The 14,776-nt window shown below is 34.1% G+C and carries 15 protein-coding genes and 1 other RNA gene; 3 read left to right on the forward strand and 13 right to left on the reverse strand.

The window, feature by feature from the left end:
• Positions 1-7: 7 nt before the first annotated feature.
• The 8 genes from AC3WJF_RS15640 to AC3WJF_RS15675 all read right to left on the reverse strand — a co-directional run bounded on the left by AC3WJF_RS15640 (position 8) and on the right by AC3WJF_RS15675 (position 7,071).
• Positions 8-1,147 carry a THUMP domain-containing class I SAM-dependent RNA methyltransferase gene (locus AC3WJF_RS15640; protein WP_492453796.1) on the reverse strand — a complete coding sequence of 380 codons (1,140 nt, stop codon included), beginning with the start codon at positions 1,145-1,147 and terminating at the stop codon, positions 8-10.
• A gap of 112 nt (positions 1,148-1,259) precedes the next feature.
• Positions 1,260-1,648: RNase P RNA component class B (gene rnpB / locus AC3WJF_RS15645), an RNA gene on the reverse strand.
• A 74-nt stretch (positions 1,649-1,722) separates the two neighbouring features.
• Positions 1,723-2,025: a cell division regulator GpsB gene (gene gpsB, locus AC3WJF_RS15650; RefSeq protein WP_492453799.1), complete on the reverse strand. Its 303-nt coding sequence runs from the start codon at positions 2,023-2,025 to the stop codon at positions 1,723-1,725.
• 79 nt (positions 2,026-2,104) lie between these two features.
• Positions 2,105-2,656 carry an SLOG family protein gene (locus AC3WJF_RS15655; RefSeq protein WP_492453830.1) on the reverse strand — a complete coding sequence of 184 codons (552 nt, stop codon included), beginning with the start codon at positions 2,654-2,656 and terminating at the stop codon, positions 2,105-2,107.
• A 73-nt stretch (positions 2,657-2,729) separates the two neighbouring features.
• Positions 2,730-2,999 (reverse strand): CotD family spore coat protein, encoded by a 270-nt coding sequence (locus AC3WJF_RS15660; RefSeq protein ID WP_492453801.1) that lies wholly within the window; start codon positions 2,997-2,999, stop codon positions 2,730-2,732.
• A 118-nt stretch (positions 3,000-3,117) separates the two neighbouring features.
• Positions 3,118-3,243: a hypothetical protein gene (locus AC3WJF_RS15665; RefSeq protein ID WP_492453803.1), complete on the reverse strand. Its 126-nt coding sequence runs from the start codon at positions 3,241-3,243 to the stop codon at positions 3,118-3,120.
• A gap of 293 nt (positions 3,244-3,536) precedes the next feature.
• Positions 3,537-4,787: a ribonuclease H-like domain-containing protein gene (locus AC3WJF_RS15670; protein WP_492453805.1), complete on the reverse strand. Its 1,251-nt coding sequence runs from the start codon at positions 4,785-4,787 to the stop codon at positions 3,537-3,539.
• A gap of 22 nt (positions 4,788-4,809) precedes the next feature.
• Positions 4,810-7,071, reverse strand: coding sequence for a DEAD/DEAH box helicase (locus AC3WJF_RS15675; RefSeq protein WP_492453807.1), 2,262 nt, complete (start codon positions 7,069-7,071; stop codon positions 4,810-4,812).
• 198 nt (positions 7,072-7,269) lie between these two features.
• Here AC3WJF_RS15675 and AC3WJF_RS15680 point away from each other — a divergent pair, with 198 nt between their 5' ends.
• A complete protein-coding gene (locus tag AC3WJF_RS15680; protein WP_492453809.1) occupies positions 7,270-7,740 on the forward strand; it encodes an Hsp20/alpha crystallin family protein in 471 nt (156 codons plus the stop codon).
• 132 nt (positions 7,741-7,872) lie between these two features.
• On the opposite strand, the gene AC3WJF_RS15685 is transcribed toward AC3WJF_RS15680, so the two are convergent.
• The 3 genes from AC3WJF_RS15685 to AC3WJF_RS15695 all read right to left on the reverse strand — a co-directional run bounded on the left by AC3WJF_RS15685 (position 7,873) and on the right by AC3WJF_RS15695 (position 9,240).
• Entirely contained in the window at positions 7,873-8,376 is a 504-nt protein-coding gene (locus AC3WJF_RS15685; RefSeq protein ID WP_492453811.1) for a YppG family protein, read from the reverse strand.
• Positions 8,377-8,533: 157 nt separating this feature from the next.
• Complete coding sequence (locus AC3WJF_RS15690; RefSeq protein ID WP_492453813.1) at positions 8,534-8,908, reverse strand: YppE family protein; 375 nt, start codon at positions 8,906-8,908, stop codon at positions 8,534-8,536.
• 116 nt (positions 8,909-9,024) lie between these two features.
• Positions 9,025-9,240 carry a hypothetical protein gene (locus AC3WJF_RS15695; protein ID WP_492453815.1) on the reverse strand — a complete coding sequence of 72 codons (216 nt, stop codon included), beginning with the start codon at positions 9,238-9,240 and terminating at the stop codon, positions 9,025-9,027.
• A gap of 549 nt (positions 9,241-9,789) precedes the next feature.
• Here AC3WJF_RS15695 and recU point away from each other — a divergent pair.
• Together recU and AC3WJF_RS15705 are read left to right on the forward strand one after the other, a co-directional pair.
• Complete coding sequence (gene recU, locus AC3WJF_RS15700) at positions 9,790-10,410, forward strand: Holliday junction resolvase RecU (RefSeq protein WP_492453817.1); 621 nt, start codon at positions 9,790-9,792, stop codon at positions 10,408-10,410.
• A 61-nt stretch (positions 10,411-10,471) separates the two neighbouring features.
• Complete coding sequence (locus tag AC3WJF_RS15705; protein ID WP_492453818.1) at positions 10,472-13,126, forward strand: transglycosylase domain-containing protein; 2,655 nt, start codon at positions 10,472-10,474, stop codon at positions 13,124-13,126.
• Between the two features lie 79 nt (positions 13,127-13,205).
• Here the strand turns inward: AC3WJF_RS15705 and nth are convergent, their stop codons facing one another.
• Both nth and AC3WJF_RS15715 read right to left on the reverse strand, forming a co-directional pair.
• A complete protein-coding gene (nth, locus tag AC3WJF_RS15710) occupies positions 13,206-13,859 on the reverse strand; it encodes an endonuclease III (protein WP_492453820.1) in 654 nt (217 codons plus the stop codon).
• A 60-nt stretch (positions 13,860-13,919) separates the two neighbouring features.
• Positions 13,920-14,615, reverse strand: a complete 696-nt coding sequence (locus tag AC3WJF_RS15715; RefSeq protein ID WP_492453823.1) for a DnaD domain-containing protein — start codon at positions 14,613-14,615, stop codon at positions 13,920-13,922.
• Between the last annotated feature and the right edge of the window lie 161 nt (positions 14,616-14,776).

Genomic DNA, 14,776 nt, shown 5'->3' on the forward strand with positions numbered 1-14,776 from the left:
ATATTAATTACTGTTTTGGAGGTTTTGCTCCCCAAAATTGGTATAGATCTGTTCGAATAAATCCATTGAATAATTTCCGTTTTTTCGTGGCCTCTTTACCATAAACTTCTTCAAATTGTTCATATGAAGTTAATATATAGATAGACCAGGTATCCAATTTAGAAAATGTTTTTCCCATTGCCTCATACATTTTTTCTACTTCTTTTCGTTCACCTAAACGTTCACCATACGGAGGATTTCCGACAATTACACCAAATTCCTCATTAGAAGTAAAATCTGTGACCTGCATTTGTTTAAAAGTAATGAGGTCTCCAAGACCCGCCTCCATTGCATTTCCTTTTGCAATATTAATCATCCGGTGATCAATATCAGAACCGATAATATTTAAAGGCTGATCATAGTTAGCAAGGTCCTCTGCTTCTATTCTTGCTTGATCCCATATTGTTTGTTTCATCCATGGCCAACTTTCTGAGTTAAATTCACGATTAAAGCCTGGAGCAATATTTTGCCCGATTAATGCTGCTTCAATTGGAATTGTGCCAGATCCGCAAAAAGGATCACTAAATGTCTTATCTGGTCGCCAATTTGTCAATTGAATGAGTGCAGCAGCAAGCGTCTCTTTTAATGGAGCTTCCCCCTGATCCATACGATACCCGCGCTTATGTAGACCTGCTCCACTTGTATCAATGGTAATAGTAGCAACATCTTTCAAAAGCGCAACTTCAATTTTAAATAATGGGCCGGATTCCTCTAGCCAGGAAGTATGCTTATAGTGGGCTTTTATTTTTTCCACAATCGCCTTTTTTACAATAGCCTGGCAATCAGGCACACTATATAGTTTTGATTTAAGTGATTTCCCTTGAACAGGAAATTCCGCATTTAAAGGTAAATACTCACCCCAATTTAATGCTTTTGTTTTTTCAAAAAGTTCATCAAACGTATATGCCTTAAATTCTCCTACCCTTATTTTTATCCGGTCAGCAGTCCTTAACCAGAGATTGCATCGTGCAATAGCTGATTCATCACCTTGAAAAATAACCTTACCGTTTTCAACGGTTGGTTCATAGCCCAGCGCCTTTACTTCCTTTGCTACAATCGCTTCTAATCCCATTGCAGCAGTTGCAATAATAGTATATTTACTTGACATATTTTCACCTTACCTATGTTCTATTCTATTTCATATGTAAAATTTAAGCATAAAAATAACCCTCCTACAATAAGGAGAGCATATTACATTCTTATTTATACCATAAATAACGTTCTATAAGCCATGTTTTGTACCTTTGTACTGCAAACGATTGGTATCATCTTGTACTCCGGTGGCAATCATCTATCTCCAAGCAAAAACTGCTTGTCTCTTTCTTTGTTCATTTCCTCAGAAAGAGTGCCCCTACCATAATTTGAGTTTCTCGCTCGCGGGGTTTACCTCGTTCCACCCTTGAGATTTCTCACAAGGCTACGTCACTGTGGCACTTTAAAGGTAGTCATACCATATCCTTATGGACTTAGGTATTTTCCCTGCCGTCAGACTAATTAACAGTCTGCCCTAGCTTATGACTTCGCTAGGCACGAACACTACGGGCATCTCAGCACCGTGCGAGCATGGACTTTCCTCTACAACATAAAGTTGCAGCGATTACCCGAACGTTATTCATACAGCTTAACGCCGCTTTACTATTATAGTAAACTTTTTCTAACTTTTCAACTTGTAATTTTTCCTAATTAATCGTTGAGTTTACTTCCGAAAACATGTTTTTCTAAATTTGATAGTCTTTTTAAAATATCAAAATTAGTTGTCCCAGTTGTTGGTTGAGAAGGTTGTCTTCTATATGAATCATCAGCCTGCTTTTTTAACCTCATATTCTCATGCTGAAGATCTTCAATTGTTTGATGGAAGGTTTCATAGTCTTTAATAATTAAATCTAAAAATTTATCAACATCTTCCGGTTTATAACCACGAACAACCGTTTTAAAATCTTTTTCCAATATATCTTTTGCTGTTAATTTTATTTTATCTGATAACATATTAAACATCACCTCGTATTTTACGTGAAACTTTATTTTATTTTTTCAAATATCTATTTGTTTGTCAATTTATTATGTATTAAGATTCATTCCATTGTTCTTCTTCCATTATAATTTGCAAATCATTAAAATCAATGGTTCTAATTTCATAGGGATTTACATTTTTATACATTTTCGCTTCCTCCAAAATATATTTTGGAGAACCAATCGTTTGCTCATCATAGACTATGAGTAGTCCATCACTTTTATGAAGAAAAATTTTGTTTTTATTTATAAATTGGAGTGGATTTTGATATGGCTGCTTTGAGATAGATTCGACAAAGTCTGCTTGTGCTAATATCATTTCATACATTTCCTTATTATTGTCGTTCCAATTCTCTTCTTGATTAAGAAAAGGTGTTAATATGGCCAGCTTTAATTCTGGATATTCGCTCTGAATATCAAAAACCACCTCTGCTGCCCATAGTTCTACTCCTAATTGACCCGAAATGAGAACCCATTCTAATCCTTCTTCTAAAAATTGTATCATTTCTCTTTTTATTGCTGTTTTAATATACGGTATTGCTTGATGACTGGTGGAGAAAATACCTAACTCAAATGGTTTATATCCCGTTACACATAAAACTTTCACCATATTTCCCCCTTACCTATTATATATGTATGTAAAAACAAGGATGAAATGTATCCATCCTTGTTTTTATACGTTATCTAGGAATTCCAAACGGTCCAGGGACGAATCCTGGTCCAGGGACGAATCCCGGTCCTGGTCCTGGTCCCACATTTACATTTTGTACCTCATTAGCAAAAGAATCGCTGTGAGGATAGTAGTTTTGATGTTGAATAATTTGATGATTCACATGTGTCGTATGGGACGGATAAATATGCGGCTGAATGAATGTTTCACATGAGTGAGTGACACAGCATTTGGTTGGAGCAACACATGGAGGTAATACTTTAGGTCCACAATGGTACATGGTCATAACTCCTTTCATCATTAATCTTCTTGATACATTAACAAATTATGATAAAAGGATGGTACATGTACTAGTACAAACAACTATTTTATATCAAGGTAGGATATTCGTTTATATTTTACAGGAATGTATAAAAGCTGCCTTTTAAACTAGAGAAAAGAACTGCAGTTAAACCAACAATAACAAAGAAAATAACCAATAATGCCCGATACATAGGTAAATCCCAACCTTCGATATTATTCATTAAGTTTCTCTATATTTTACAATGAATTATTTTTCGACACAATCTATTAATAATGACAACATTATTATTTTTTTGTGGCAAAACTGTAGAAAAATGTCACTTTATCAAAAAGAAAGAGAAGCATTAGTCGAAATCTGCGCTTCCCCAGGAAATAGAATTTTCAAACAATAATTATTTCTTTATATAACAATAGATGGTTGGTTTAAATGTTTGTTCTAGCCTTTATGTGGTACGAATAATAGAGAAGTGAAGCAGGTTGATCAACAATTATAAAACTGAGCGATTTAGGTAGCTCATAATAGTTTTTTGTTTAATCGCGCTAATCTTTTATTTGCTTCTTCAATAAATGGATCAGCTGTTATTGGAGATGAAATTTCATGCAAATCGATAGCTTTATTTACATATTCTATAGCATATTGATAATGCTTAAATTGATGCTCCATTAATTTTGCTAATTCAATGTATGCTTGTTTTTGAATGACGCCATCTCCAGAAACAGATACTTCTGTCCATAACATCCTTGCTACTTCATATTCCTTACGTCTTTTTAATTTAAATGCAAGTTCATATTTTGCCTCGATATTATCTGCAGCAGCAATTTTTGAAAAGGTTTCGATTGCTATATTTTCTTCCCCAATATAATCAAACCATTTTCCAACAAGCAGTTTTTCCTCCATAGTTTGCATAGGGTCCACTTGCAATATTTGCAATGTAAGATGTGTATACAAAGTGATTAATGACAAAATATCGATTTCATTATGTTTTAAAATTTCGAGGACCCCTTCAGGATTCTTCCGATCAACATAATCAAAATATATCATTGGTGCCAAATATCCTGGAATATCACCTTTTCGTTCAATTTGAAGAATTTCTTTTTCAACATTTGCTAATTTGACTCTGTCCATTTTGGTTTTCCATAGTCTTCTAGATGCATGATATAAATCAAAATGACCGAAAGCAGGCAATTTAGGTAAATGTTCACGTATCAATGTATGCCTTGTTTTGACTTGTGGCCAATCAAATGCCTTTCCATTGTAAGTAACGAGAGTAGAATAGTTAATATTCTCTAAAAAACTAAAATATAAGGGAATCTCCATACCTGGTTCAGTCAAAAAGTGCTGCTTTAAAATAACCTCATTATCTGTGAGACTTGCATATCCTAAAATAAATATTGTATTGCCGGCACCTCCCCCTAACCCAGTTGTCTCCGTATCAAAGAAAAATAAATCAGAGGGATGGAAACCTTTTGCAGACAAGGGATGATTTCCATCATATTGATTCCATAGGTCCACTGCCTTCAAAAAGTCCCGAAATTGATATTTACCATGATAATAATCAAGCGGGTAGCGAACTTCCCGAATAAGACAGTAATCTTTCTCTTTAAAATAGGGAGTAGTGTTGGCAGACTCCCATATATGTAAGAAAGGAATAGCAGAATCTTGTATACTTTCCTCTTTTTCAGGTACTTGGGGGGATTGAGATATGTTTTTTTCTTCCCGCACTATATGCTGTTTCATTCGATTTAATTTATTTATTAATGACATAATTATTTTTCCCCGTTTACACTCATTGTCTTACTATAAACTTGAGCAAATCTGTTACAAGCTTTTTTGCATTTTTAGAAGTATGCTGGGTCCCTATACATGTAGGACACCCGGATTCACATGGACAATTCGTGATTAATTCATTTGCTTTTTGAATAATATCATGAACATTCTCATATACTTTTTCACTAAGTCCGATTCCACCTGGATAGCGATCATACAAAAATACAGTTGGTTTTTCATTATGAACTGCTTTTATTTGTGGTACAACATGGATATCATGAGGGTCACACATGACAAAAAGCGGAACGATAGATTTTAATACATTTGCAATTCCGATTAAACTTGCTTCTAAATCTTCTCTATGATTCTCTAATTGTAGTGATATCCATGCGGAATTTGTATGGAGCTCCATTTCCGGCAGATGAATAGGCCCAGAACCAATGTTTTCATGGGTATTAAATTTAATTTTTTTAAATATCGTAGCCATAGCTTGTACCGTTACATCCCCATAACCTATTTCGAACTTTCCTTCTTCTTTCGTATTATCTACTTCCAAAACACTCAATTTTACCGCTAAATTTGCATCCGTATAATAATCGACCTCTACTTCACGTACATACGCTTTTTTCTCATCCCAATCAAGCTCCTCCACCTGATATTGAATCCCTTGATGAAGGTAAATAGCTTCATCATGAAGTAAGGTTAAAGCACTGAATTGATCCATTTCTCCAATTACATGAACATTTGCCTTCTCACTAATATCTATAATCACAACATTTTCTTGTGAAGCCGATCTTAAGCTAATATTATGTGCAGGAAAAGAGTCATTCATCCAATACCATTTATTACGATTAAAATGTAATACTCGTTCCTCTACAAGAAATTCAAGAATATCACGAATGTCCACCTCTCCAAAACGTTCTCCTAGTTGAAATGGAAGTTCGTATGCAGCGCATTTAATATGATCAACAAGAATAACAAGGTTATCTGGATTGATCCTAGCAGTTTCTGGATTTTGATTAAAGAAATATTCCGGATGTCCAATAATAAATTGATCAATGGGAGAAGAACTCGCTACCATTATGATAAGAGCTTCTCCATGTCTTCTACCAGCTCGTCCGGCTTGCTGCCAAGCACTAGCAATAGTTCCTGGATACCCTGTCATTAAACAAACCTGAAGCCTTCCGATATCCACTCCGAGCTCCAATGCATTCGTACTTACGACACCATATATATCCCCATTTCTTAATCCTTTTTCAATTTCCCGTCTTTGTGTAGGTAAATAGCCACCACGATACCCTCGAATCGACTTTGACCCTAATTGATATTTAACTGCTTCCTGCAGATATGTTAGGATTACTTCTACACGAACACGACTTCTTGCAAAAACAATTGTTTGAATTTTATTCTTTAAAAGTTCTCTTGCTATATTTCTTACTTCTAAAGTTGCACTTCTGCGAATATTTAATGGCTTATTGACTATCGGTGGATTGTAAAAAACAAAATGTTTTTTACCTGAAGGTGCGCCATTATTATGAATTAACTCCATTTCATTACCAGTTAAGTTCCCGGCTAATTCGCGCGGATTTGCAATAGTGGCTGATGTACAAATAAACAGAGGATCGCTTCCATAGTACCTGCAAATTCTCTTTAGCCTTCGAATAACATTTGCAACATGGCTTCCAAACACACCTCTATAAATATGTAATTCATCTATAATGACATATTTAAGATTTTCAAAAAATGTTACCCATTTCGTATGATGCGGTAAAATGGCAGAGTGTAGCATATCTGGATTGGTTATTACAATATGGCCTGCTTGACGAACCTTTTGTCGTATATTAGAGGATGTATCTCCGTCATATGTATAACTATTAACGTTTATTCCTGCTTCTTCGATTATTTCGTTTATTTCACTCTTTTGATCTTGAGCAAGTGCTTTTGTCGGAAACATATATAGTGCTCGAGATTTATCATCTTCGATAATCGTTTGTAAAACTGGAAGATTATAGCATAGCGTTTTTCCTGAAGCAGTAGGTGTAACTGCCACAAAACTTTTCTTTTGAGTTGCTAATTCATATGCTGTAGCTTGATGGGTATAAAGTTCAGAAATTCCTCTTTCTTGTAAAGCAATACGTAATTTTGGATGTATGGATTCTGGAAAGGGTAAAGTCTTTGCTTCTTTTTCATCTATTGTATGCCAATGCACAATATGATCTTTAAATAGATTATCTTCTTTTAATAATTGTATGATTTCGTTCAAAGTCTTTTTTTTAAACATAACGTTCACCTCATTACTATTATTTTAGCGAATAAACGTTCGTTGAGAAAGTGTTTTTTATTCTTTAACAATATATTCCGATGCCATATTATTCAATGATGTAAATGTATAAACAGTTATACTATGATGCATAGCACATTTTCTCTTTTTTCTTCATAAACTGAATTTGAAAATCTCTATTTGAAAGGAGCCTTTGTGATGTCTGACAAACTGCCGGATAAATTTGACAAAAACGCAATTCATGAACCTTTTCAAGGGTTGATGCGTTCCATGAATAACTTTTTTCAAGAACCACCAATTAAAGGATTTTTAGAAAATATTGATGATTTCTTCGCATCACCTTTTCCATATACCGCATTTCCAGTTGATCTGAATGAAACGGATAAAGAATATATCATTACTGCAAAGCTTTCCGGTGTAAAAAAGGATCAAATCGATATAGATATTTTCCAACAGTTCATTACCATTTCCGTAGAAAATATAGAAACGATTACACAAGAAAATCAAAACCAAAAATCAATTTTTAAGAAAAATTCCATCCAACGATCATCTCGATCCATTCCATTATCTAAACCTATTAATGAAGAAAAAGTAAAGGCGAATTATGAAGATGGATTATTAACGTTACATGTACCTAAGGAAAATGGGAAAAAGTTGAAAATTGAATAATATATAACAAAAAAGGAATCAGCGTATTTCATCTGATTCCTCATTTTTGTGTTTAAATATAAGCTCACTTATGCTGAATTTCCAATTAAATATTGGTCAAGATATTGCAAAAATAATAAGGCTTTAAAAGCCTTATGGTTTAAATATGCCTCCAATGCCTTTCACCATCGTTGAAACTTGGTTTACCGCATTCATCATTTGCCCAGCTGTATTTACCATTTTATTAAAATCAATAGAACCATCTTGAGATTTAAATGAATTCATAATCGAATTCATTCCGCTTGCTTGAGGTTTCATATTATATTGTGATTTTGGATATGGGTTTGTATATGGTTTATAACTGTTTAGTAAATCGTTCTGATTCGATGGCTGTAACGGGTTCTGGAATAATTGTTGTTGCTGAAAAGGATATTCATTTCCTGCTGGAGTGTACATTGGCAACTGATTATATCCCCCATATGACGGATATCCATTTGGAATTTGCTGTCCAGGATAAAGATATGGTTGATGATAATTATGGTGTGGAATTGACGAAACTGCATAGTTAGGTTGATTAAACATTGGTTGGGATGGAATGCTATTTCTGTAGCTACTACTTGGCACGGATGTACCTCTATTAGCATTATATCCATTCATATACTTATCCTCCTAAACATCGGGTCATACTAATACACATTATGAAATAATAATAAAATGGTGATTTGTCTATTTTAAGAAAAACGCTGTGCATTGTTCTTGATATAGGAGGTGTGAATGGTGGAAATCGGCGAATGCCGATTTCTATATTCCAGTTTTATTCGTTTTCAACTTTTTGTTCCAATTCTTCTAATATACAATTTAAAACATAGTCGACAGATTGTATATGCGAGTTAAATTTTTTCAAACTTGTTTCTGGATAAAAGGCTCTAACAGACACCATTTGAATGTTTTCCGAAACATTATTTAATTGTATGGGATGAAGATGTTTTGGCCGTGAACTTTTGACCCAACTAACCGCAAGTGGTAGCCATTCATCACATAGTAACTTTATTTGATCTGCAAAAGGTTTCACATCTCGAAAGAAATCTCCAGCTATATTTGTTTCTCGTACTTCTTGATAAGATTTTAGCGCAAATTGATTTAACTCAATAAGTAATATAGTATCCTTTTTTAATTTATCGATGTCCATTTTATCCTCCGAAAGACTATTATTTACAGAGAAAAGTAGTTTGAGAACTACTAAATGCACATTCATTATATTTACTAGGAATCAATATGTCAAAAATATGTTAGTGTTAATAGTATTTATGCAAATGACTGTAGCATCGTTAAAGCTACATTTCTATTTACTTTTTCTTCTACCCGAGCAATTTTTCTTTCTAATTTATTGCAGTCTTGTACTACTTGACGAGTTATATTCTGTTTTTCTTTCTCTATTTGACTTTCTACCTTTTTCTCCAATTCCAATAGTGATTGCTCTATAATGTCAAGCATTTGTAAAACTTCTTTATTTTCGATCATCCTCTAAGACCTCCAAACAAGACAAGTTTTGTTATATATATATTCTGTCCCTTTCTCAATCTCCCTCCTGTGATGACAAAACTAGAAGGAATTCGGCAAAGAAAGTGTTCAAAATCAAAAAAATATCTTGTTTCGACATGTGGTGAATGACCTTAATGAATGTTGTTTACAATAATAGTTGGAGGTGGTTCTTTATGGATAGCAAAGCACAAAAGCAACAAGATAATCAAGAAAAAAAGAAAAATTCCAAAGCTGGTTACGGCAATCCTAAGCTTTCTGGACCTAATCGGCCTTCTACTTAAAAAAATATATATTTCTAAATAAAAAAGGAAAAGTACTTAAGCTTTTCCTTTTTTACGTTTCTTTTATTATTTAAAGTATAAAAATAAATTATTTAAATGAAAATGACACAATAAATTCTTATTTTAAGTGAAACAAAACATGTTTTAAAATCGTCAAATAATGGTATAGCAATATTTAGAGTAATTTTATTCACCATCACCAATTATATTTGCTATGATATAATTTAGCTTGTGAGGTGATACGCTAATGGATCTCCACTATCCTAATGGAAAAAAATATGTGCAGATGGAAACGGTCAAAAAAAAGGCTACACAACAGAAAAATTTTTCGTATAGTAATAGAGGAATGACCTTAGAATCTGACTTAAATGAAACTAACGTTTATTATTTAGAACAAGGAATTGCGGTAATTCATAAAAAACCAACACCAGTGCAAATCGTCCAAGTTGATTACAAATCAAGAAGTACGGCTGTTATTAGAGAAGCTTATTTCAAACAGCCTTCTACAACAGATTACAATGGTATCTACTGCGGTAGATATATCGACTTTGAGGCAAAAGAAACGCAAAATACAACTTCATTCCCACTACAAAACTTTCATAAGCATCAAATTGATCATATGCAAAGCATTGTAAAACAAAATGGTATTAGCTTTATCATTCTTCGTTTCGCCAGATCAGAAGAAATTTTTTTGTTAGAAAGCCATTATCTTTTTGAATTTTGGAATAGGATGGAGCTGGGTGGACGAAAATCCATAAAAAAAGAAGAAGTGGAGGCTTTTGGCCACAAGATTTCACTTGGAATACAGCCTAGAATCGATTATATTTATATAATTAACCAGCTATATCAAATCGGGGAAATGAATTAATATTGGTTTTGAACAACAACTTTAAATAATATTTAGGGTTGGGAAGAGAGGAAATTTTTTTATGGCAGATAAATATCAAACACGAGAGGAACGCAGAAAACAGCAACAGACAAAGACGACAAATAAAAAAGGTAAACGAAAGAAACGGTCTATTTTCAAAAGACTATTCCTTGCAATTTTTCTCATTTGTTTGATTGGATTATTGTCTGGAATAGCTACTTTTGCTTATTATGCGAGCAGTGCACCGAAGTTAAACAAAAAAATGCTTACGGACCCTATCGCATCCACCATTTATGATAAAGATAATCATCCTATTGAAACAATTGGGACTGTTAATAGAATTTATGTAAAATACGATGAACTGCCAAAGCTTGTAGAAGATGCAGTTTTGGCTACTGAGGATGATCGTTTTTACAAACATCATGGAATTGACCCAATACGTCTTGGCGGAGCAGTCCTTGCCAATTTCACTAGGGGATTTGGTGCAGAAGGCGGGAGTACAATCACCCAGCAAGTAGTTAAAATGTCTTATCTTTCTGAACAGAAAACATTAAAGAGGAAAGCTCAAGAAGCATGGTTATCTATTCAATTAGAAAGACAATATACGAAGCATGAAATATTGGAGATGTATTTAAATAAAATCTACATGGGAAATGGTGTCCATGGAATAGCAACGGCAGCAAAATATTATTACAATAAGCCTTTGGATCAATTAAAGCTACCACAAGTTGCAGTGCTTGCGGGTATTCAACAAAGTCCTAATAACTACAATCCATTTGACAATCCTGAACTCGCTGAAAAAAGGAGAAATATTGTTCTTTCTCTAATGTATCAGCATAATAAGATCACTAAGCAGGAAATGGAAGATGCACAAAAGGTTCCTATCAAAACTGGCCTTGTCAAAAAAGCAAACCGTATAAAAGCTCAACAGCAAAAATATGATGCTTTTATTGACGCTGTCATTAATGAAGTCCAATCAATGGGTGACTATAATGTTTTTACAGATGGATTAAAAATATATACGACATTAGATCCTAAAGCTCAAGAATATACTGAAAATATGATGAACTCCAATCAAATAGTTAACTATCCAGATAATAACTTTCAAGCTGGCGTTACATTATTAGATACAAAAACTGGTGAAATTCGTGCGATTGGCGGTTCGCGAAATCCTAAAGTCTTACGTGGAATAAATTATGCAATTGGTACTAAACGCTCTACTGGTTCAACCATTAAACCAATTTTAGACTATGGCCCAGCTATCGAATATAATAAATGGTCAACCTATCACCAATTAATGGATACACCTACCAATTATAAGGATGGTAATATTCCATTACATGACTGGGATAGGCAATATGAAGGACAAATGTCCATGAGAAAAGCATTATATGAATCAAGAAATATCCCTGCATATAAAGCTTTAATGGCAGTTGGATTTGATAATGCGAAGAAATTCTCATCTAACTTAGGGTTTAATTTTAGTAACCTTGTTGAATCTTCTTCCATTGGTGGTGGTATTGAAGTATCCACCGTGCAATTGGCTGGAGCATATGCAGCATTTGGAAATAACGGTATATACAATAAACCGCATACGGTAAGAAAAATCGTCTTACGTGACGGTGATACAGTAATAAAAAACACTCCAAAACCGAAAATTGCGATGAGTGATTATACAGCATACATGATTACAGATATGTTAAAGGATGTTCTTACTGCTCCTAGAGGAACAGGTCATGATGCTTATGTGCCTGGATTGCACCTTGCCGGTAAATCCGGTACAACTAACTATTCTGATGAAAATATTAGAAATTGGAATATCCCTGATAAAGCCGTTCCAGATGCTTGGTTTGCAGGATATAATACGGACTATACTTGTGCAATCTGGACAGGATATCCTAATCAAAAGAATTATATTCCGGCAGGGCCAACTCAGCATATTGCACAATTAATGTTTAAAAATTTAATGAGCTATGTAGAACAAGGAAAACAACCTGAAGACTTTACAATGCCAAATAGCGTGGTTAAGCTACCTGTTGAAACTGGCACAAACCCTGCACAAAAACCTAGTGCTTTAACGCCAAAAGATAAAATTAGTTATGAATTATTCGTGAAAGGCAATGAAGAACCGTCTCAAGTTTCCCAAGTTTATGATAAGCTTCAGCCACCTACAAAGGTGAAAGGAAGCTTTAATAAAAATACAAATGAAATTATTTTGACTTGGGATCATCCAAAAGCAAAAGATGGTGTCACTTTTGAAATAACAAGTTCTATAAATAATGATTCTAAAGAATCATTAGGTGCAACCAGTGATAAAACATTAACAATTGCTAATCCGAAACCAGGAGTAACCTATACATTTGAAATCACCGCTGTTTTAGATAGTACCAAGAGCAAGCCTGTGGTAATTACAGTGACCGTTCCGAATCCGAATGATAATAACGGTAATGAAAATAGTGGTAATGGCAACGGTAATGCTAATGGCAATGCTAACGGGAATGGTAATGGCAACGACAATAATAGCGGTAATGAAAATGGGAATGTTAATAACAACGAAAACGGGAATAGTAATGAAAATGGTAGTGATAACGGCAATGGCAACGAAAATGGGAATAATATCGGAAAAGACAACAATAATGGGGATAATAATGGAAAAGGCAACAATAATGGGGATAATCAAAAACAACCTCCAAATCCACCCGGCAGAGATGGTTAGATAATAAAAAAGTGAGAGTGCATTAAATAATGGCTCTCACTTTTTGTTTATGCATTTACTACTAGTATTACCAATTAGCTTACTTTACTTTCCTTTTCATGCGTTTTTTACCTTCGCGGCATAAATCCAATAATGGACATGTTTCGCATTGGGGATTTTGTGCTTTACAATGGTATCGACCGAAAAAAATCATGCGATGATGGGTAATAGACCATTCCTCAACAGGAACTTTGCGCATCAATACTTTTTCAACCTCTAATACACTGTCTTTATAACGACAAAAGCCAAGTCGCTTACTTACTCTTTCCACATGTGTATCAACCGCTATGGCAGGTTCTCCAAATGCAACAGATACTACCACATTTGCTGTCTTTCTTCCTACACCAGGAAGCTTTGTTAATTCATCACGATCTAAAGGTACTTGCCTGTTATAAGTTGAGATAAGCATTTGACAAAGCTTTTGAATATTTTTCGCTTTATTTCTAAATAACCCGATCGATCTTATATCATTTTGAAGTTCCTCAAGTGTGACAGATAAGTAGTCTTCAGGTGATGTATATTTTTGAAATAATTGCTTTGTTACCTTATTTACAAGTGCATCTGTACATTGTGCAGATAATGAAACCGCAATGACCAATTCAAAAGGATTAGAATGATTTAATTCACAGTGTGCCTCAGGAAACATTTTTCCCATTTCATCAAGGCACAATCGTATTTGGCTTTGGTTTAACATGTAACAATACCACCTTAATACTTACTTTTAATCCTGTCTAGCTGCGGCGCCTCCGCTTTTCTATTGTTCTAGCCAATTGTAAAATGGGACTGTATTTGTACTTTTTGAGGAAGTATTCGTTGATTTCCGTTGCTGACGAAACTTTTGACCTTGGCTACGGGCTTGTTCAATCGTCTTAATTCCATTCTTTTTCCATTCAAAAAGGATCCTGTCAATATATCGGAAGTTCAATTTCCCGGATAAAACCGATTCTCTTAACGCTGCTTTTATAAGAACAGGATCCTGTCCGTCTTGATCAAGCCACATTGCTAAAGTTTCACATTCCAATGGCGATAATGGTCTTCCGAATTCATTCTCAAAAGTAGTATATAAATCCGTTTCCTGCAATAAATTCTTTTCAAGCTCGTCCTGCTTTTTATCATAAAAAAATTCATCAATTAATTTTTCCCATAAAGGTTTTAACGAGTATTTTTCATAACGAATATTATTTTCTGTATAGCCTTCATCTATACAAATGAATTGATTTTGCAGTAATCTGCCTAGAATTGATGCACAAATACTATCCGGAATGGTCATTCTATTAGCAAGTTCTTCAGGAGTTGGAAATTCCTTCCCTTTTTCAAGAAAAGAATGAACTTGTAAAAGCAAAACTAATTCTGTTTCATTTAAGCCTATCTTTTTATATTTTGACAATAAGATTTGTGGAATATGGAGCATTCCTTCCTCCATCCACGTTATCATTAATTCTTTATCCATGTTGGACACCTCGTATATAAGTATATCATGGTGAAAGCATAATGAGAATCGAAATAGGTTTCCATTCTTACTTTGATCTTTTTGAAAGGCTCTTTTCTTAAACTTTGTTGCTATTTATATATGAGTAAAAATCGGCAGTAGGATTTTTACGGTAATTTTCT

This window comes from Heyndrickxia sp. FW510-T9 (assembly GCF_058781025.1).